We start from the raw sequence: 17,462 nt of genomic DNA on the forward strand, positions 1-17,462 counted from the left end.
TCGCGGAGAATCAACCCTAAGGGGATGGGACGTGCCGGCGGCGGATCGGCCCTCCACCGGCGCCCGCCTCCAGGCCAGTTTGACGGCCGGTTCGAGCGCCCGGCTCCCGCCCGTTTCCCCATGCCCCCTGTTGATCGCCGCGACCGCCTGCTCGAAGCCAGTGCCGGCCTTTGGGTCGGCAGCTTCATCCGGCTGGGCCCCGATGGGAAGGAGCGGGAGCGCTTCCCCACCCGCCTGCTGGTGCACGAGCTGGATGGGGAGAGCGAGGCCGCCCTCACCGATGTCCGTACCGGTCGGGAGGCCACGGTGCGCTTCGCCGATCCCCCCGTGGGGATGGAGATCCCCGTGCGGCGGGCCATTGGAGCCTCGGCCCGGACAGGTTGGGACCCTGGCCGGCCCTGATGGAACCTTGCCTGGTGCACGGGGACCGTCGGCGCCGCGCGGTGGTGCGGCACGACGCTGATCGTCTCGTGGCGGCTGTGCTGGAGGCTGGCGCCGGACCTGGAACTGGAGACCGTGGCCCGGAGGGGGCCCGAGCAGCCGCTGGTCAATGGACTGCCCCAGCCCAGCTGAGCCCTCAACGCACCGAGACGCCTTTCCAGAAGGCCACCCGGCCGCGGATCTCCTCGGCGGCGCTCTTTGGCTCGGGATAGAACCAGGCGGCGTTGGCGTTCACCTGGTCGCCGACCACCAGGTCGTAGTAGTGCGCTTCGCCCTTCCAGCCGCAGACGCTGCGGTGCGAGGAGGGACGGAGGTGCTCGAGGTTCAGCGCTTCGGCGGGGAAGTAAGCATTGCCTTCCAGCTTGACGATGTCGTCACTGCTGGCGAGGACAACGTCATTCCAGCGGGCTTCCATGGCGACCACGACGGGGACGCCCATCCTGGAGCCCGGACGTCCCGGTTGGGCGGCCTCCGGGCGGCGGGCAGGATGGCGCCGGCCCTGGCGGCGATCACGCATGCAGGTGGTGGGTATCGATGGCTGCCGCTCCGGTTGGCTGTGCGTGGGCGGGCGCCCGCCGGGCGCCGATCCCCAGGCCGGCCCGGGCGGCCGGGAGCTGCGGGCCTGGATCCTGCCGGAGCTGGGGGACCTAGGCCTCGATCCCTCCGGGCCCGAGCCCCCCGCCGGCCCGATCGTCCAGGTGGCGGTGGACATGCCGATCGGTCTGCCGGAGAGCGGCGCGCGCCCCTGTGACCGCCAGGCCCGCCGCCTGCTGGGCCATCCGCGCGGCACCAGCGTCTTTCCCGCGCCGATCCGGCCCATGCTGGTGGCGACCAGCCACGAAGAAGCCTGCGCGATCGGCCGTCGCCGCGATGGCCGGGCCCTGACCATCCAGGCCTGGAACCTCCTGCCGCGCATCCGGCAGCTCGACGGGCTGCGGCGCGGAGGCCTACCGGCGGGGCTGGTTCGCGAGGCCCATCCCGAGCTGATCTTTCAGCTGTGGGCCGGCCGGCCACTGCGGCACGGCAAGCGCAGCGCCGCCGGCCGCGCCGAGCGTCGGGCCCTGATTGAGGCCGACCGGCCGGGAGCGCTGGCGGCCTGCGCCGCCCAGCTGGCGCCGGGGGGCTGGGCAGCGGATGATCTCCTCGATGCCCTGGCCTGTCTCCATGCCGCCGGCCGCCTCTGGCGCGATGAGGCCCTGGTGCTGGGAGGCGAGCCTGATGGCTGCGGCCTGCCGATGGAGATCTGCGGTTGAGGCCCCACCGCTGCGGAGGAGCCCATCCGATCGGACGCCTGGCCGGTATCCAAGGCGTAACGATCCGCGACCCGTGACCCTTCCCCCGTTCTGCTCCGCGTCGGGCCCGTCATGCCGACACCGATGACCCGCCGGGAGGAGCCGCTGTCGAGGTGCCGCGGTGATCGCGACGATCCGGGCGCAGGCCTCACGCCGATGGAGCAGGCCCAGCCGGTCCACGACGACCTGGCCAGGCTCTATGACGCCACCAGCGCGGCGGTCTACCGCCTGGCGCTGCGGCTCTGCCGTTCGCCCCAGGAGGCGGAAGACCTCACCCATGACGTCTACGTGCGCTACTGGCGGCAGGGTCGCTATGAGCCCACCCGGGGTCCGGTGCTCGCCTATCTGCTGTTGCTGACCCGATCGATGGCGCTCAACCGGCTGAGTCAGCGGCAGTCGCGCTGGCAGAAGATCCAGCAATGGTCCACCCAGCTGCTTCCGAGACCCTTGAGCGGGCCCCAGGAGAGAGCCGAGAGCGACGATCTGTCCACCCGGGTGCGGGCCGCCCTTGACACGATCCCTCCCCGGCAGCGGGAGGTGCTGGAGCTGGCCTACTACGAGGGGCTGAGCCAGTCGGCGATCGCCACCCGGCTGGCGTTGCCCCTCGGCACCGTCAAAACCCACGCACGTCAGGGCCTGATCCGGCTGCGCACCTTGCTGATCGATTTCGGAGCCGCCCCATGAGTCACCCCATCTCTCCCAACGCCCGCAGCCTCCCCGGCCCCCTGGACGATGAGCTGCTCGCCGGTTTCGTGCTCGGGGACCTCGATGATGGGGAACGGGATCGGCTCACGGCCCGGCTGGACGAGTGCCCTGAGCTCCACCAACGGCTGGAGGAGTTCCAGACCACGCTCCATCTGCTCCCTCTGGGCCTCAACGCGGCCGTCCAGCCCCCTCCGCGGCTGCGGCGTCAGCTGCTGCAGCCGTCGCCGCCCGCCTCCCAGCCCGACTCCGGCCGGGCCGGTGGCCGTCGCTGGTGGCTCCCCGTGGCACTGGGCCTGGCGCTGGTGGCCACCGGTGGCGAGCTCTGGCGCACCCGCAGCCAGCTGGCCCGCTTCGAAGCCACGCCCACCCAGACCCCCGGTCCCACCGGTGGTGCGCCCCTGCGGGTCAGCCGCACCCTGCCGCTGCGGAGCCTGGATGCCGCCCACCGCACCAGCGGTGAGGTGCAGGTGAGCGGCACCCAGCCCTACAACATGCTCCGGCTGGAGGGGTTGCCCGCTCCGCCGCCCCGCCATGCGTACCGGCTCTGGGCCCGGGTCAACGGCAAGGAGGTGGGCTGTGTCCACTTCGTGCCCGATGCCAACGGCACGGTGTCGATGCCGATTCCTCCGGAGCCCACCAGCCAGGCCAGCAGCCTCACCGTGAGCCTCGAATCGCTGGAGGCCCGCGGCAGCGGCCCCCACGGCCCCACCGTGCTCTCCAGCACGATCTGAGCGGTGCTCTCCATCCCAATCCGATCGGCTGCCCAGCGGCCCGATCCCCGACCGACATCCCGTTTGTTCCCCGCTCCAGCCTCTCCGTGAGCCTCTCCGTTCCACCCACCCGCACCGCCGTGGCCCCCGCTGCCGAGGCGCCCCGGGCCGCTGCGCAGCAAGCCGGCGCCGCCGGCTTCCCCAGCCTGCGCCGGCTCGACCTGCGCACCCTGCAGGTGAACCTCACCTACCGCTGTAACCAGGCCTGCTCCCACTGCCACGTGGATGCCAGCCCCAGCCGCACCGAGAGCATGGATGCCGCCACCCTGGCCCTGATCCCGCCGGTGCTCGAGGCCCGCAGCCTGGAGTGCCTGGATCTCACCGGTGGGGCGCCGGAGCTGCACCCGGGCTTCCGCGAGCTGGTGCGCGCCGCCCGGCGGCTTGGGGTGACGGTGATCGATCGCTGCAACCTGACGATCCTGCTGGAGCCCGGCCAGGAGGATCTGGCCGCCTTCCTGGCCGCCGAAGGGGTCACGGTGGTGGCCTCGCTGCCCTGCTACCTCAAGGAGAACGTCGAGAAGCAGCGGGGCACCGGCGTGTTCGCCCGCAGTCTGGAGGGCCTGCGCCGGCTCAATGCCCTGGGCTATGGCCGCAGCGGCAGCGGCCTGGAGCTGGATCTCGTCTACAACCCCCAGGGGCCCGTGCTGCCGCCACCCCAGCAGGCCCTGGAGGCCGACTACCGGCGGGTGCTGTTCGACGCCTACGGGATCGTCTTCAACCGGCTCTATGCCCTGGCCAACATGCCGATCCAGCGGTTCTCCGCGGCGCTCGCCGCCGGCGGCCAGCTCGACGCCTATCAGGCCCTGCTGCGCGCCAGCCACCGGCCGGCCAATCTCGACCAGGTGATGTGCCGCCAGCTGATCAGCGTCGACTGGCAGGGCCGCCTCTACGACTGCGACTTCAACCAGCAGCTGGGTCTGCCGGCCGGCGGCCGCCACCTGCGTGATTTGCTCAGCCGTGACCCCGCCGACGATCCGATCCGGGTGGCCGAGCACTGCTTCGGCTGCACGGCCGGCAGCGGCTCGAGCTGTGGCGGAGCGCTGGCGTCATGATCCGGCGTCTTCTGCTGCTGCTGGCCGTCGCCCTGCTGGTGGGCCTGTTCTTTGCCTTCGATCTGCAGCGCTTCCTCAGCCTCGAGGCCCTGCGCTCCGCCCAGGAGTCGCTGCAGGCCTGGCGGGCCGATGCCCCCCTGGCGGCGGCCCTGCTCTACGCGGCCGCCTACGTGGTGGTGACCGGGCTGTCGCTGCCGGGTGCGGCGGTGCTGACCCTGGCGGGCGGCGCCATTTTCGGGCTGGTGCTGGGCACGGTGCTGGTGTCCTTCGCCTCCAGCGCCGGGGCCCTGCTCTCCTTCCTGCTGGCCCGCACCCTGCTGCGGGATCTGGTGCAACGCAACTTCGGCGCCCAGCTGGCGCCGATCGAGGCGGGCGTGCGCCGCGACGGCGTGCTCTATCTGCTCAGCCTGCGGCTGGTGCCGGTGTTCCCCTTCTTTCTGATCAACCTGGTGATGGGCCTCACCCCGATGCGGGCCCTCTCCTATTACCTGACCAGCCAGATCGGCATGCTGCCGGGCACGATCGTGTACGTGAACGCCGGCACCCAGCTGGCGGCCCTGCGCAGCCTCAACGGCATCCTCTCCCCGCCGCTGATCGGGTCGCTGGTGCTGCTGGCCGCCTTCCCCTGGATCGCCCGGCTGCTGATCAGCCGCTGGCAGCGCTGGCGGCTCTACCGCCCCTGGCGGCGGCCGGAGCGCTTCGAGCGCAACCTGATCGTGATCGGTGCCGGGGCTGCCGGCCTGGTCACCGCCTACATCGCCGCCACCGTGAAGGCCCGCGTCACCCTGATCGAAGCCGATCGCATGGGGGGTGACTGCCTCAACACCGGTTGCGTGCCCAGCAAGGCGCTGATCGCCTCCGCCCGCCTGGCCGCCCGCATGCGGCGCGCCGAGCGCTACGGCCTGCCGGCCGCCGATCCCCAGGTGTCCTGGCCGGCGGTGCTGGAGCGGGTGTTCCGCAAGGTGGAGGCTGTGGCCCCCCACGACAGCGTCGAGCGCTACGAGGGCCTGGGGGTGGAGGTGCTCAGCGGCCATGCCCGCCTGCTCGACCCCTGGACCGTGGCGATCACCGCCGCTGACGGCGGCGAGCGGCGGCTCACCGCCCGCGCCATCGTGCTGGCCACCGGCGCCCGGCCAGTGCTGCCCTCGGTGCCCGGCATTGAGGCGGTGGAGGTGCTCACCAGCGAGACCCTCTGGGAGAACCTGCGCCACTGCGAGCTCCCCTTCCCCCGCCTCCTGGTGCTGGGGGGCGGCCCGATCGGCTGCGAGCTGGCCCAGGCCCTGGCCCAGCTCGGGGCGCAGGTCACCCTGCTGCAACGCGGCGACCGCCTGCTGCGCCGGGAGGACGAGGAGGTGGCCGCCCTGATCCGCGGCGCCCTTGAAGCCGATGGCGTGCGGGTGCTCACCAACGCCCGCCTGCAGGCGTTCGAGAACGCCGAGGCCGTCGTCGAGATCGGGGGGGTGAGCGAGCGGATCGGCTTCGACCGCCTGCTCTGCGCCATCGGCCGCCAGGCGCGGCTGGAGGGTTTCGGCCTCGAGGAGCTGGGCATCCCCTGTGGCCGCACGATCGAGACCGATGCCCACCTGCAGACGCTCTACCCCAACATCTACGCCGCCGGCGATGTGGCCGGCCCCTGGCAGTTCACCCACACCGCCGCCCACCAGGCCTGGTACGCCGCCGTCAACGCCCTGTTCGGCGACCTGCGCCGCTTCCAGGTGGATCAGCGGGTGATCCCGCGCACCACCTTCACCGATCCGGAGGTGGCCAGCGTGGGGCTCAGCGAACAGGAGGCGGCCGCGGCGGGACGGGCGGTGGAGATCACCCGTTTCTCTCTCGCCGAGCTCGATCGCGCCATCGTCGAGAGCGCCACCGCCGGCTTCGTCAAGGTGCTCACCCCGCCGGGCAAGGACACGATCCTGGGGGTCACGATCGTGGGCGAGCAGGCCGGCGAGCTGCTGGCGGAATTCGTGCTGGCGATGAAGTGGGGGCTGGGGCTGGGCAAGATCCTCGGCACCATCCACGCCTACCCCACCCTGGCCGAGGCCAACAAGTACGTGGCGGGGGAGTGGAAGCGGGGCCATGCCCCCCAGCGGGTCCTGCAGCTGCTCCGGCGCTTCCACGACTGGCGCCGCGGCTGAGGGCCCCGGCACCGAGCATCCCGATGAGAATCCGAGTCCCACCCGCCCCATTCCCCCCGCCTGACCGATGACCAGCACCTCCGTCCCCAACCCGCTCCAGCAGGGCGTTCAGACCTATTACGGCAGCACCCTGGCCAGCAGCGCCGACCTGCGCACCGACGCCTGCTGCGACGCCTCGGCGGTGCCCGCCGCCCTGCGGCCGCTGCTGGGCCGCATCCATCCGGAGGTGCTCTCGCGCTACTACGGCTGCGGCCTGGTGGTGCCCGAACTCCTGAAGGGGGCCCGGGTGCTCGACCTGGGCTGCGGCAGTGGCCGCGACGTCTACCTGCTGGCCCAGCTGGTGGGACCCACCGGTTCGGTGGTGGGCATCGACATGACCCGCGAGCAGCTGGCCGTGGCCGAGGCGCACCGGGAGCACCACGCCGAGGTCTTCGGCTTCGCCAACGTCTCCTTCCTGGAGGGCACCCTGGAGCACCTGGAGGCGCTGCCCCTGGAGCCGGCCAGCTTCGATCTGGTGGTCTCCAACTGCGTCGTCAACCTCTGCACCGACAAGCTGGCCGTGCTGGCCGGGGTGCGGCGGCTGCTCAGACCCGGCGGCGAGTTCTATTTCGCCGATGTCTACGCCGACCGCCGCGTGCCCGAGGCCCTGCGCGCCGATCCGGTGCTCTACGGCGAATGCCTCAGCGGTGCCCTCTACTGGAACGACTTCCTGCGGCTGGCCCGCGGCGCCGGTTTCCCCGATCCGCGGCTGGTGAGCGACCGGCCGCTGGCGATCACCGATCCGGAGCTGGCCGGCCGCACCGGGCCGCTGCGCTTCTTCTCGGCCACCCATCGCCTCTTCGCCATCGACGGACTCGAAGACGCCTGCGAAGACCACGGCCAGGCGGTGATCTACGGCGGCGGCATCGCCGCCCATCCCCACGTCTTCCCTTTCGACGCCCACCACAGCCTCGAGACGGGCCGGGTGTTTCCGGTCTGCGGCAACACCTTCCGGATGCTGGCCGAGAGCCGGCACGCGCCCCACTTCCAGTTCATCGGCGACTTCAGCCGCCACTTCGGCCTCTTCCCCGGCTGCGGCGGCAGCCTCCCCTTCGCCTCCGCCTCCGGCGCGCCGGCCCCTCTGCCCGCCGCCGCCCCGGCGACCTCCAGCTGCTGCTGAGCGCCAGCCCGGCCGAGTGAGTCAGTCGCCCCGCTCCACCCCTTCCGTCCTTCTGCGCACCACGACCATGGCCAGCACGCCGACGCGGATCCTTGTGGTCTGCACGGGGAATTCCGCCCGTAGCATCATGGCGGAGGCCCTCTTCCACGCCCTCGGCGATGGGGTGGTCACGGCCGCCAGCGCCGGCAGCCGTCCCACCGGCCGGATCCATCCCCTGGCCCTCGAGCAGATCGGCCAGCTGCCGGTGGATCCAGGCCACTACGGCAGCAAGGATCTGGCCACGGCGCTGGCCCTGAGCCCCCATCCCTACGACCTGGTGATCACGGTCTGCGACCACGCCGCCGGCCACTGCGGCGCCGTGCCCGGCGATCCCCGCCGGTTGCACTGGGGCCTGCCCGATCCCGCCGCCCACCTGGACAGCGCCGAGGCCCGGCGGGCCTTCTCAGCGTGCTTCGGCGAGCTGCGCCAGCGCATCACGGCCCTGCTCCCCAGCCTGCAGGCTGGCGGCTGAGACCACGCTGCGCCGGAACCAGCCCTGGGGCGGCACGGGCCGGATCAGCAGGGCCAGGACCGCCAGCAGGGCCAGGGGTTCGAAGGGGGCCTGAAGCCTGGGCCACTCCCCGGCCCCCCGGTAGAGCAGCCCCTGGAGGGCGTCGCGCCGGGAATCGCTGAGGGGCCCCCAGCGGCAGCCGATCCGCAGCTGGCCGCGGTCGAGGCGTTGCAGCTCCGGCCGCACGGGCAGGGCATCTCCCGGGCGTCCGGGCCAGGCCAGGCTCCAGCCATCGCTCTCGCTCAGCAGTCCGTCGCCGGGTTCACACGAATCGAGAGCGCATTCCACACCCAGCTCGCTGATGGCCAGGATCCGTGCCGGCCGTGATCCCCGGGGGGTGCCCAGCTGGAGGGTCAGGCCATCGATGCGGAGCCAGGGAACCGGATCGTCCTGGGGGCGGTCCCAGCAGGTGCGCAGGGCCAGCAGCAGGCTGGTGGTGCCCAGCAGCGACCAGGTAAGACCGAGGGCCTGGTTGGCCGGGGCGAGGCTGGAGGCCGTGGGGCCGATCGCAGCGGAGCTCAACGGCAGGGCACCGCCCGGCCCGACGATCAGCAGGGTGAGGTTGAGCACCTGAAGCCCCAGCAGGCCTAGCAACGGTGCCAGCAGGCGCCACTCGGGGCCGGGGCGCCGTCCCCCGCAGATGATCGCCTTGGGGGTGACCCGGAACCGCTGGGGCCGGCCGGCCAGGGTGCCGACCACGGCACCCACCAGCGGCAGCAGAAAGATCCAGCGGTAGAGCTCCGGCAGCAGGGCGTTGCGGGCCCCGCGGCTGAACCAGCTCACCAGCAGCAGCTGAGCGAGGTAGAAGGGCAGTGCCATGGTCACCAGGCCCGGGCCCCGCACCAGGATCGGGGCCACCCCCAGCAGCCCCAGGGACAGGGGCATCAGCAGCAGCAGCAGCTGCGGCACCACGTTGAACCAATGCAGGATGCCCTCCAGGTAGGCGATCCGCTGCAGGGGGGTGAGCCCGGCGAGGGTGAAGGGATTGGATCCCGTGCGCAGGATCTGCAGAGTGCCGCTGGCCCAGCGGCTGCGCTGGCGTGCCATCGCCCCGATCGTGAACGGCGCCAGCCCGGCGCTCAGCTTCGCGTCGAGGTAGAGGTTGCGGTAGCCCGCCGCGGCCAGCCGGATGCCGGTCGCTAGGTCTTCCGATGGGGTTCCCGTCTCGAAGCCGCCCACCCGTTCCAGTGCCGAGCGGCGCATCACGAAGGAGGTGCCGGCGCAGACCACGGCCCCCACCGCCTGCCGGGTGGGTTCGATCCAGCGGTAGAAACTCTCCTCATCGGGCATGAGCCAGCGCTCCAGCCGCAGGTTGCGCATCACCGGATCGGCGTTCATGTAGGTCTGGGGGGTCTGCACGAACCCCAGCCGCGGATCGGTGAACAGGCCCACGCTGCGGGCCAGGAACGCGGCCCGGGGCACCACATCGGCATCGAAGACCGCCACCAGATCTCCTTCCAGATAGGGCAGCGCATGGTTGAGGTTGCCGGCCTTGGCGTGGGCGTTGTCCTTGCGGCTCAGGTAGCGGCAGCCCAGGCGGCGGCAGAGCCGGCGCAGCTCGTCGCGTCCGCTGTCATCGAGGAGCCAGACCTGGTGGCGCGGATAGTCCATGGCCAGGCAGCCCCGCAGGCAGCGCTCGATCAGACCGGCCGGCTCGCCGCAGCTGGGCACCAGCACGTCCACGGCCGGCACCCTCCAGGGTTCCCAGGCGATCCGCTGCTGCAGGGTGCGCTCGGCGGCGGCGGCCTCCTGGGGCACCGGCGGCTGCCGGGCCCAGGTGAGCCAGAGCTGCAGCAGCCCATTGGCCAGCAGGGTGAGCTCCGCCACCAGCATCAGCAGGCTCAGCGCGGAGCTGGTGGTGCTGGCCAGGTTGAGGGTCGACCCGAGGCGCCAGACCAGGTAGCGGCCCCCCAGCAGGGTGATGACCAGCACGGCGGAGCGCCGGGCCGCCAGGGGCAGGGTCTGCTCCGGCCGACTGCCCAGCCAGCCGGCCCAGAGCGCCACGGCCAGCGCCGGCAGCGGCGCCGTCCAGCCGGGAAGCATGGTGGTCGGGCTCACCAGGGCGGCAACCAGCAGCGGCAGGGCAGCCCAGAGCAGGATCTGGATCGGCCGCCGCTGGGTCAGGCCGTCGGGGAGGCGGAACACACGAACGCTCCAGGGGGAGGGGGCCACTGGATGAAGTACCGGGGAACGGGCTGAATGGATGGACCGGCCACATGACCTGGGGAGACCCTGATCACCCGGACGGCTGTCCCTGGATGTTCAAACTCCAGTCGTAATCTAGGTAGGTGAGCCGGTAGAGCGCGTCGTTCAGGTAGGCACGGTCGGCGGGTGGGCTGTGGCGGCTGATGAACTGCAGCACGGCGCTCTCCTTGGGGTTGCCGCCGAACACCTTCTCGGTTCGATCCGTGCGCTCCCAGTCTTCGGCGAACCACTGGAAGATCTTCGAGATCGCCACGGTGTTGGTGTCGCGATCGATCTTCAGGCCGTGGGGGCCCGAGAGCCAGAGGTCCACCTGGTCATCGAGCTGGGCGTCGAGCTGCTCGCCGCGGTAGGGCTCGCGGCGCAGCGGCGGGCAGCTGTTGGCCGCGCAGACCAGGGCGGCGTGGATGCGCGGCTCGTTGTACTCCTTGCGCAGGATGCCGTGCTCGAGGTGATCAAGGGTCATCGGCTCGCCGGCCACGGTGTGGCGCCTCAGGTTCCACACTCCCCAGATGTCCCGGATGCTGCCCTTGAGCGGGTCGTGCTCGATGATCGCGGCCAGGGTGAGGGCGTTATAGGCGTTGATCAGCAGGGCGATCCGCTCCGCTTCGCTCCAGCTGGCGACGCTGGCGGCGGGAAGGGCGGCGAGCTCGGCCACGTAGGTGTTGAGGTCGGAGGGATCCCGCTGCAGGCCGCGGTAGTCGACCAGGCCCTCGGCATCCACGTAGCGCTCCAGCACCCGGGCCAGGGCGCGGTGGTCGAGCGGCGCCGCGGGCGCACCCGGTGCGGTGGCCGTGGCCCCGCCCGTGGCGCCGCTGCCGAACGGCCCGAGACCCTGCGGCAGCAGAGCGCAGGCGCCCATCAGCGTCAGCGAGCCGATCAGGACCGGGAGGCCCAGCAGTGTGGTTGTGGAGGGGCGGGACATGGGGGATTCAGGGGGGCACGTTGGGGTTCAGAGGGCCAGAGGCCAGGGGGCCTTTCTCAGGCGGTGGTGTCGGGCCGGCGGCCTCGCCGGCCAGGGCACTCAGGGCGGTGCCGAGCAGCAGGGGAGCCCAGAGCAGCAGGCGTTCCGGTTCGGTGAGCTCCCAGATCGGCAGGCGGGACGGGAGCACGAAGTAGAGGAAGGCCGAGCCGCTCACCAGGCGGGCCCCCCAGTGACCGTTCGGCACGGCGAAGGGGATCAGCCAACTGAAGTACCAGGCGTGGATGATCGGGGATGTGAAGAAAAGGCAAAGGAACCACCAGCGGCAGAACTGGGCGACGCTGCCGGCCCGCAGGGTGATCAGCGCCAGCAGCGGCAGCGGGGCCAGCAGAAACAGGGCGTTGGATTGGCGGGTGGCGCCCCAGAGCAAACCCACCAGATGGGGCAGCAGCTCGGCGCTGCGGCCATGGCGCACGAAGGCGGACCCGGTGGGCACCAGTGCGCAGCGGCCCGGTTCGCAGAAGGCCAGGGCCGAGGCCGCCATCGGCAGCAGCGCCAGCGCCGCCACCCCCAAAGCCAGCCCCGGGCGGCGGGCCCGCAGCGACCGCCAGACCAGGAACCCCAGCACGGGCAGGGAGATCCACTTGATGGCGATGCTGAGGCCCAGCAGCAACGCGCCCGCCAGCCAGCGCCGCTCGCCCGGTGCAGCGGGCCCGATCCGGCTGCGATCGCCCGAACCCGGAGCCGCCGCCGCCGGGTCGATCAGCAGCCAGGCCGCCACCAGCGGCAGCAGGAACCAGCTGTCGAAATGCCCGCCCCCCGCGAACACGTAGAGGATGAGCGGGTTCCAGGCGTAGAGCAGGCTCGGCCCGTGGCCGAAGCGCCGCGCCAGCAGGCCGCAGACCCCCAGATCGGCCGCCACGATCGCCAGCTTGACGGCCAGCACACTCGGTCCGCCCAGGGCCAGCAGCCGGAACAGCAGCTGGGTCAGCGGCGGATAGATCGCCGACACGTCCGGATGGTTGATCAGCCCCCACCAGCTGGCGCGGAAGGGAACCAGCACGGCGGCATCGGGGGCCAGCTCGAACGGGTTGAAGCCGAGGGTCTGGATCTGCCCTTCCCAGAGGTAGCGCCAGATGTCGTCGCCGGGCTCCATCGGCAGCAGCAGCAGCCGGCCGGCCAGCGCCACGCCCCAGAACCAGGGCGCCGCCACCACGGTGAGGCGGAAGGAGAGGGCGAAGCCCGCCAGCATCACCGCCGCCGCGAGCCAGAAGCGCGTCAGCACGGCCGGATCCGTCAGCTGCCCGAAGGGGGCCATCGCGGCGGCACCGAGGACCAGCAGGGCGGCGCTGGCTGGCAGGAGCCAGGGCGGGGCAAGGGCCATCTCAGGCCCCCCCGGGCCGCGCCCGCCGCCGCCGTTCCCCGTAGAGGCGCCCGAGTGTGCCGAGGATCGCCGCGCCGGCCCGCAGGCTGCCCACCACGGTGCCGGAGATCTTGGAGCGGCCGCCGCGGCGGGGGTGGTGCGGCACCGGCGGCTCGCAGATGCGCAGACCCGCCTCCACGGCGCGCACCTGCATCTCGATCGTCCAGCCGAAGCCGCGATCGCGCAGCCGCAGGGCCTCCAGGCTGCGGCGGCGCACCAGCCGCAGCGGGCCCAGGTCGTGGTAGCGGTGGCCCCAGCCCAGCCGGATCAGCCGGGTGGCCAGGCGGTTGCCGAAGCGCTGCACCGGTGTGAGCGCCCGGCGGCCCGCCGCCGTGGCCGCCCGGTTGCCCAGAATCAGGTCGTGGCCGGCCAGCAGGGGGCTCCAGCCGGCCACGGAAGCGAGATCGTCGCTGCCGTCGCCGTCGCAGAAGAGGATCCATTCGATCGTCTCCGGCAGCTGCATCAGCCCGCGCCAGCAGGCCCGGCCGTAGCCGGCCTCGGGTTCGCGCACCAGCTCGGCGCCGGCGGCGCTGGCCACGGCGGCGCTGGCGTCGGTGCTGCCGTTGTCGACCACCCGGATGTGCCGCAGGCCGATCGTTTGCAGCTGGCCGATCACCCCGGCGAGGGTGTCCTGCTCGTTGCGCACCGGAATGATCACCTGCACGCTCTCGAAGCCGGCGGGTCGCCGGCTGGCCAGCTCCGGCGGCAGATGGCGGAGGTCAGCGGGCTCGTCGATGTCGGTCACGGCGGGCTGGCTCGCCACCGACCAGCCCAGGGCGGCCAGCCGTTGCAGGGTGGTGGCCAGCACCGCATCGGTGCTCCAGGGCATGGCACGGAACAGGTCGGGATGCGGGCGATTCAGGCCCAGCAGGGCGTAGCCCCCATCGGCTGCGGGCACAATCGCGGCGTCGTGATTTCCCAGCTGGAGCGCTGCCTGCCGCAGCTCGGCCACACCCAGAGCGGGGCAGTCGGTGCCGATCAGAATCACCGGCCCGGGGCGGGCCAGGGCGCGCCCCGCCGCCGCCCCCATCCGCTCACCCAGGTCCCCCTCCCCCTGGTCGCTCCAGGTCAGTGGGCCGGCCAGCGGCAACGTGGCCCAGATCGGCGCCTGCCGCCCCGGTGTGACGCAGAGTTCCACGGGCCCGATCCCGGCCCCCAGGGCCGTGCGGACGGTGCGCAACAGCAGGGCGGTGGCCAGGGCGGCGGCACCTTCGGCCCCCAGGGCGGGAATCAGGCGTGTCTTGGCGAAGCCGGCGATCGGGGCCTTGGCCAGGATCACGATCCGGCAGCCGTCCGATCGAACGCCATCCTGGTCGGGGTCGGGGGTGCTCATCGGTAGAAGCGGGCCAGCGCCGTGCTGGGAACGCCCAGGGCGTAGGCCAGCCGCAGGCCCCACATGGTCAGGATCGTCGGCCAGGTGCCGTGGCGCTGCCAGCGGCGCGCGGAGGTGATCACCCGGGCCCGCAGGCAGACGGGGGCCCCCAGGGCCCGCAGCCGCGCCGAGAGGGCGACATCCTCCATCAGGGGCTGATCGGGAAAGCCGCCGACGCGATCGAAGCAGTCCCGACGGAGGAAGATCGCCTGGTCGCCGGTGGCGATGCCGCTGAGGCGCGAGCGCAGGTTCATCGAGGCGGCCACCAGCCGCAGCATCGTTCCGCCTTCCCGGAACGCCACATCGAAGCGACCCCAGCCGCCGCCCCCCGAGAGGGCATCGCGCATCCCGGCGAGACCCTCGCCGGGCAGGTGGGTGTCGGCGTGGAGAAAGACCAGCAGGGCGCCGCTGGAGTGCTCTGCCCCGACATTCATCTGGCGGGCGCGGCCCCGGGCCGCCTGCAACACGGTGAAACCCTCCCGACGGATGCGCTCGGCGGTGCCGTCGGTGCTGCCCCCATCGACCACGATCAGCTCGGCCCCGTTCTCCTGCAGGTCCCGCCAGTGCGGCAGGGCCGACTCCAGCAGGCCGGCTTCCTGGAGCACGGGGATGATCACGCTGATCGACGCCGTTCCCCTGGTCCCTGGGGTGATCGGCACGGGATCCGGCGGCGGCCCCGGCGGTGGTGGGCTCATCGGTGTGGCCTCCGTCGTCGCGCTGCCCCGATGCTGGCCGCCGCGGAGCCGCCTGGGTGCGGCGGGCGGAAGTCCCATGGGCAGGGCCTGGCGGAATGGACTGCAGGGGATACCGGCGATCGGTCGGATCGGATGGCCCGGACCGGGGTGATGACCCTCACCCTCAACGCGGCTGAGCCGCCTCCAGCTCCCGCAGGCGCCGCTCGAGCCGCTCGATCCGCTCCAGGTAGGTGAGGGCGAGGGCCATGCCGGGGGTGTTGAGGCCAAAGTCGTCGCGCAGGCGGGCGGCGCGGCGGGCCTGGATCACGGTGCGGGAGTAGAAGGCGAGTCGGGTCGTGCCGCCGCAGGTGTCCAGCACGCCCAGTTCGACCAGTTCGATCACCTCCTCGTGGCGCAGGCCCGTGCTCTCGATCAGGTCGTCGAGCTCGACCGCCTCCTCGGCGCCCAGGGGGTGCAGGGTGTCGTCAGACATGGCTCGGTATGTCGCTGAGGTGGGCGCGGGGGTCGAAGGGGGAGCTGGCGGCGAGTTCCTCGTACAACTGCTGCTCCCGTTCGCTGATCACGGTGGGGGTCACGATCTGGAGCACGCAGAAGAGGTCGCCGGCGCCGCCGCCGCGCCGGGGCAGGCCCTTGCCGGCCAGGCGCAGCTTCTGGCCGCCCTTGGCGCCCGGTCGGACCGTCACCTGCAGGCGCCCGTCGAGGGTGGGCACCTCGACCGTGCCGCCGAGCACCGCCTCCCAGGGGGCGAGAGGCAGCGCGAGGTAGAGGTCGTGGCCGGCCACCTCGAAGAGGGGATGGCGCTCGAGGCGGATGTCGAGGTAAAGGTCGCCGGGTTTTCCCCCTCCCAGGCCCGCTGCGCCCTGGCCGGGAACCCGCAGGCGCTCGCCATCGGTGACGCCCTTGGGAACCCGGACCCGGGCGGTGCGGCTGCTGCGCTGCACCTGTCCGTTGGCGTCCAGCTCCGGGACGCTGAACGTGACGGCGATGTCCTTGCCCCTGGCGGCATCGTCGAGGCTGAGGGCGGTGGCGATCTCGTAGTCCTGCCCGCGCATGGAGACGTGCCCGGCACTGCCTGGGCGCTGCCGGGCACTGCGGTAGGCGATCTGCTCGAGGAGATCGGCCAGGTCGATCTCCTCGCCGGGGGCGCCCTGCCAGAAACGGCTGTCCCATTCCGCGCTGGGCTGGACGTCCTCGCCGGCCCGGTGGCGTCCCAGCTGGTCGTAGGCCTCCCGCTTCCCGGGATCGGAGAGGGTCTGATAGGCCTCACTGATCGTCTTGAAGCGCTCTTCGGCGTTCTCCTCCTTGGAGACATCCGGGTGGTACCGCCGGGCCAGACGCCGGTAGGCCTTGCGGATCTGTTCATCGGAAGCGCCACGCTCGAGCTCGAGCGTGGCGTAGTAGTCGTCGTATTTCACCGGGTTTTCAGGACCCGTGCGGGAGGGCCGTCGGCTCAAGCCCCATCCTTGCTCGGTGGCGGCCGGTTGGGAAGGTCGACCACCGCGACCCATGCGGTGGTTGGCGGGGTGGGGTGATCCCCACCGGGAGGGCCCTTCCCGGTACCAGGCTGGATTCATAGGCTGATTTCACCTGAGATCCAATGCCCCTGTTACATGGATGGTCCGAATCCGATTCCCGAAGCCATCAGCCACCGGCAGTTCACAGCGCTGCTGCAGTCAGCCGTGCCCGAGCAGGCCGCCCCGAAGGTGGATGCCGACGGTGATCAGAAGCGTGAACTCGATGCGTTGCTGCATCGCTATGGCTCCATCAGCCAACGGCTCCTCCAGGCGCTTCAGCAGGGGGACAGCACCCTGGCACTGGGCCGTAGCCCCCGCCAGCTGATGGTGATCGGAGCCCTGCAGGTGCATGTCCAGATGGCGCTTCAGGCCCTGGCGGCGAGTCAGGGCTGATCGACCAGCGGGGGCGAGAGTCGGCCCCGACCTACCAGGGCAGCACGGCTCCGTTGGCATGCCAGAAGGTGCCGGAATTCTCCAGGTTGAGCGCATCGATCCGGGCCAGCAGCCCCTGGACGGATTGTTCCGCTGAGATCCCCTGGGCGGTGAACCCGGTCATTGCCGTGCTCACCAGGCCGGGGTGAAGAAGGCCCACGGCGATGCCACGGGGTCTGAGGTCGATCGCCAGGGATTTCCCGGCCATACAGAGGGCCACTTTCGACAGTCGGTAGCCATAGGAGCCGCCCGAGCTGTTGTCCTCGATCGAACCCATGCGGCTGGTCATCAGGATGACCTTGGAGCCGCGGTGGAGCTGGCTCAGCAGGGCACGGGTGAGGGTCAGGGGGGCGAGGGCATTCACCTCGAACTGCCGGCGGATGCTCTCCGGATCGAGATCACTGAGCGAGTTGCGCTCGAGAATGCCGGCGTTGTGGATCAGGACATCAATGGGCAGGCCATCCAGCCGCTGGAGAAGGGCTGCAATCGCCGGCTCACGGGTGAGATCCACCCCCGATTCGATCCGCACACCCAGAGCTTCGAGTTCGGGAGACGGGTTTCGGCAGACCGCGAGCACCGCATCCCCACGGGAGTGGAGTTGCCTGCAGTATTCATAGCCGATGCCACGATTGGCACCCGTGATCAGAGCGGTTGCCATGGGGGCAGTTTCCTCATGGGGATGGATGACTGCGGAGATCGTCCATGATCAGCGATGGACTGCCGCGAGCGAGTGGGGCGACGATCGCTGGCCTGGTTGCTCTCTGGACCCGTCGAGGAGGAGTGGATTCAGCTAGA

General features: G+C 71.7%; 18 protein-coding genes. 9 read left to right on the plus strand and 9 right to left on the minus strand.

What is annotated here, in order from left to right; translation table 11 throughout:
* The first annotated feature begins 120 nt into the window (after positions 1 to 120).
* A complete protein-coding gene (locus tag ACWJI7_RS07705) occupies positions 121 to 402 on the plus strand; it encodes a hypothetical protein (RefSeq protein WP_479936766.1) in 282 nt (93 codons plus the stop codon).
* A 175-nt stretch (positions 403 to 577) separates the two neighbouring features.
* Here the strand turns inward: ACWJI7_RS07705 and ACWJI7_RS07710 are convergent, their stop codons facing one another.
* Positions 578 to 880 (minus strand): DUF427 domain-containing protein, encoded by a 303-nt coding sequence (locus ACWJI7_RS07710; RefSeq protein WP_479936768.1) that lies wholly within the window; start codon positions 878 to 880, stop codon positions 578 to 580.
* 82 nt (positions 881 to 962) lie between these two features.
* Between ACWJI7_RS07710 and ACWJI7_RS07715 the strand changes: the two genes are divergently transcribed.
* The 7 genes from ACWJI7_RS07715 to ACWJI7_RS07745 all read left to right on the plus strand — a co-directional run bounded on the left by ACWJI7_RS07715 (position 963) and on the right by ACWJI7_RS07745 (position 8,068).
* Positions 963 to 1,694: a DUF429 domain-containing protein gene (locus ACWJI7_RS07715; protein ID WP_479936770.1), complete on the plus strand. Its 732-nt coding sequence runs from the start codon at positions 963 to 965 to the stop codon at positions 1,692 to 1,694.
* Between the two features lie 111 nt (positions 1,695 to 1,805).
* Positions 1,806 to 2,417, plus strand: a complete 612-nt coding sequence (locus tag ACWJI7_RS07720) for a sigma-70 family RNA polymerase sigma factor (RefSeq protein ID WP_479936772.1) — start codon at positions 1,806 to 1,808, stop codon at positions 2,415 to 2,417.
* A complete protein-coding gene (locus ACWJI7_RS07725; RefSeq protein WP_479936773.1) occupies positions 2,414 to 3,169 on the plus strand; it encodes an anti-sigma factor domain-containing protein in 756 nt (251 codons plus the stop codon). The genes ACWJI7_RS07720 and ACWJI7_RS07725 overlap by 4 nt, the downstream gene beginning before the upstream one ends.
* 119 nt (positions 3,170 to 3,288) lie before the next feature.
* Complete coding sequence (arsS, locus tag ACWJI7_RS07730; protein ID WP_479936921.1) at positions 3,289 to 4,260, plus strand: arsenosugar biosynthesis radical SAM (seleno)protein ArsS; 972 nt, start codon at positions 3,289 to 3,291, stop codon at positions 4,258 to 4,260.
* Positions 4,257 to 6,398: an FAD-dependent oxidoreductase gene (locus ACWJI7_RS07735; protein WP_479936774.1), complete on the plus strand. Its 2,142-nt coding sequence runs from the start codon at positions 4,257 to 4,259 to the stop codon at positions 6,396 to 6,398. Before arsS ends, ACWJI7_RS07735 begins: the two co-directional genes overlap by 4 nt.
* A gap of 67 nt (positions 6,399 to 6,465) precedes the next feature.
* Positions 6,466 to 7,557: a methyltransferase domain-containing protein gene (locus ACWJI7_RS07740; RefSeq protein ID WP_479936776.1), complete on the plus strand. Its 1,092-nt coding sequence runs from the start codon at positions 6,466 to 6,468 to the stop codon at positions 7,555 to 7,557.
* A 127-nt stretch (positions 7,558 to 7,684) separates the two neighbouring features.
* Positions 7,685 to 8,068 carry a low molecular weight phosphatase family protein gene (locus ACWJI7_RS07745; RefSeq protein WP_479936777.1) on the plus strand — a complete coding sequence of 128 codons (384 nt, stop codon included), beginning with the start codon at positions 7,685 to 7,687 and terminating at the stop codon, positions 8,066 to 8,068.
* Here ACWJI7_RS07745 and ACWJI7_RS07750 read toward each other — a convergent pair.
* The 7 genes from ACWJI7_RS07750 to ACWJI7_RS07780 all read right to left on the minus strand — a co-directional run bounded on the left by ACWJI7_RS07750 (position 8,000) and on the right by ACWJI7_RS07780 (position 16,175).
* Complete coding sequence (locus tag ACWJI7_RS07750) at positions 8,000 to 10,279, minus strand: glycosyltransferase family 2 protein (RefSeq protein WP_479936778.1); 2,280 nt, start codon at positions 10,277 to 10,279, stop codon at positions 8,000 to 8,002. The two genes, ACWJI7_RS07745 and ACWJI7_RS07750, sit on opposite strands and share 69 nt — an antisense overlap.
* Positions 10,280 to 10,343: 64 nt before the next feature.
* Positions 10,344 to 11,234, minus strand: coding sequence for a DUF547 domain-containing protein (locus ACWJI7_RS07755; RefSeq protein ID WP_479936780.1), 891 nt, complete (start codon positions 11,232 to 11,234; stop codon positions 10,344 to 10,346).
* 7 nt (positions 11,235 to 11,241) lie between these two features.
* Positions 11,242 to 12,615, minus strand: coding sequence for a hypothetical protein (locus ACWJI7_RS07760; protein WP_479936782.1), 1,374 nt, complete (start codon positions 12,613 to 12,615; stop codon positions 11,242 to 11,244).
* Between the two features lies 1 nt (position 12,616).
* Complete coding sequence (locus tag ACWJI7_RS07765) at positions 12,617 to 13,987, minus strand: TIGR04282 family arsenosugar biosynthesis glycosyltransferase (RefSeq protein ID WP_479936784.1); 1,371 nt, start codon at positions 13,985 to 13,987, stop codon at positions 12,617 to 12,619.
* Complete coding sequence (locus ACWJI7_RS07770; RefSeq protein ID WP_479936786.1) at positions 13,984 to 14,685, minus strand: TIGR04283 family arsenosugar biosynthesis glycosyltransferase; 702 nt, start codon at positions 14,683 to 14,685, stop codon at positions 13,984 to 13,986. The genes ACWJI7_RS07765 and ACWJI7_RS07770 overlap by 4 nt, the downstream gene beginning before the upstream one ends.
* A gap of 199 nt (positions 14,686 to 14,884) precedes the next feature.
* Positions 14,885 to 15,193, minus strand: coding sequence for a chaperone modulator CbpM (locus tag ACWJI7_RS07775; protein WP_479936788.1), 309 nt, complete (start codon positions 15,191 to 15,193; stop codon positions 14,885 to 14,887).
* Positions 15,186 to 16,175 carry a DnaJ C-terminal domain-containing protein gene (locus ACWJI7_RS07780; protein ID WP_479936790.1) on the minus strand — a complete coding sequence of 330 codons (990 nt, stop codon included), beginning with the start codon at positions 16,173 to 16,175 and terminating at the stop codon, positions 15,186 to 15,188. Before ACWJI7_RS07780 ends, ACWJI7_RS07775 begins: the two co-directional genes overlap by 8 nt.
* Before the next feature lie 156 nt (positions 16,176 to 16,331).
* Here ACWJI7_RS07780 and ACWJI7_RS07785 point away from each other — a divergent pair, with 156 nt between their 5' ends.
* Complete coding sequence (locus ACWJI7_RS07785) at positions 16,332 to 16,628, plus strand: hypothetical protein (RefSeq protein ID WP_479936791.1); 297 nt, start codon at positions 16,332 to 16,334, stop codon at positions 16,626 to 16,628.
* Between the two features lie 31 nt (positions 16,629 to 16,659).
* Here the strand turns inward: ACWJI7_RS07785 and ACWJI7_RS07790 are convergent, their stop codons facing one another.
* Positions 16,660 to 17,325: an SDR family oxidoreductase gene (locus ACWJI7_RS07790; RefSeq protein ID WP_479936793.1), complete on the minus strand. Its 666-nt coding sequence runs from the start codon at positions 17,323 to 17,325 to the stop codon at positions 16,660 to 16,662.
* Positions 17,326 to 17,462: the final 137 nt, after the last annotated feature.

The organism is Cryptocyanus atlanticus LEGE 06306, assembly GCF_056633155.1.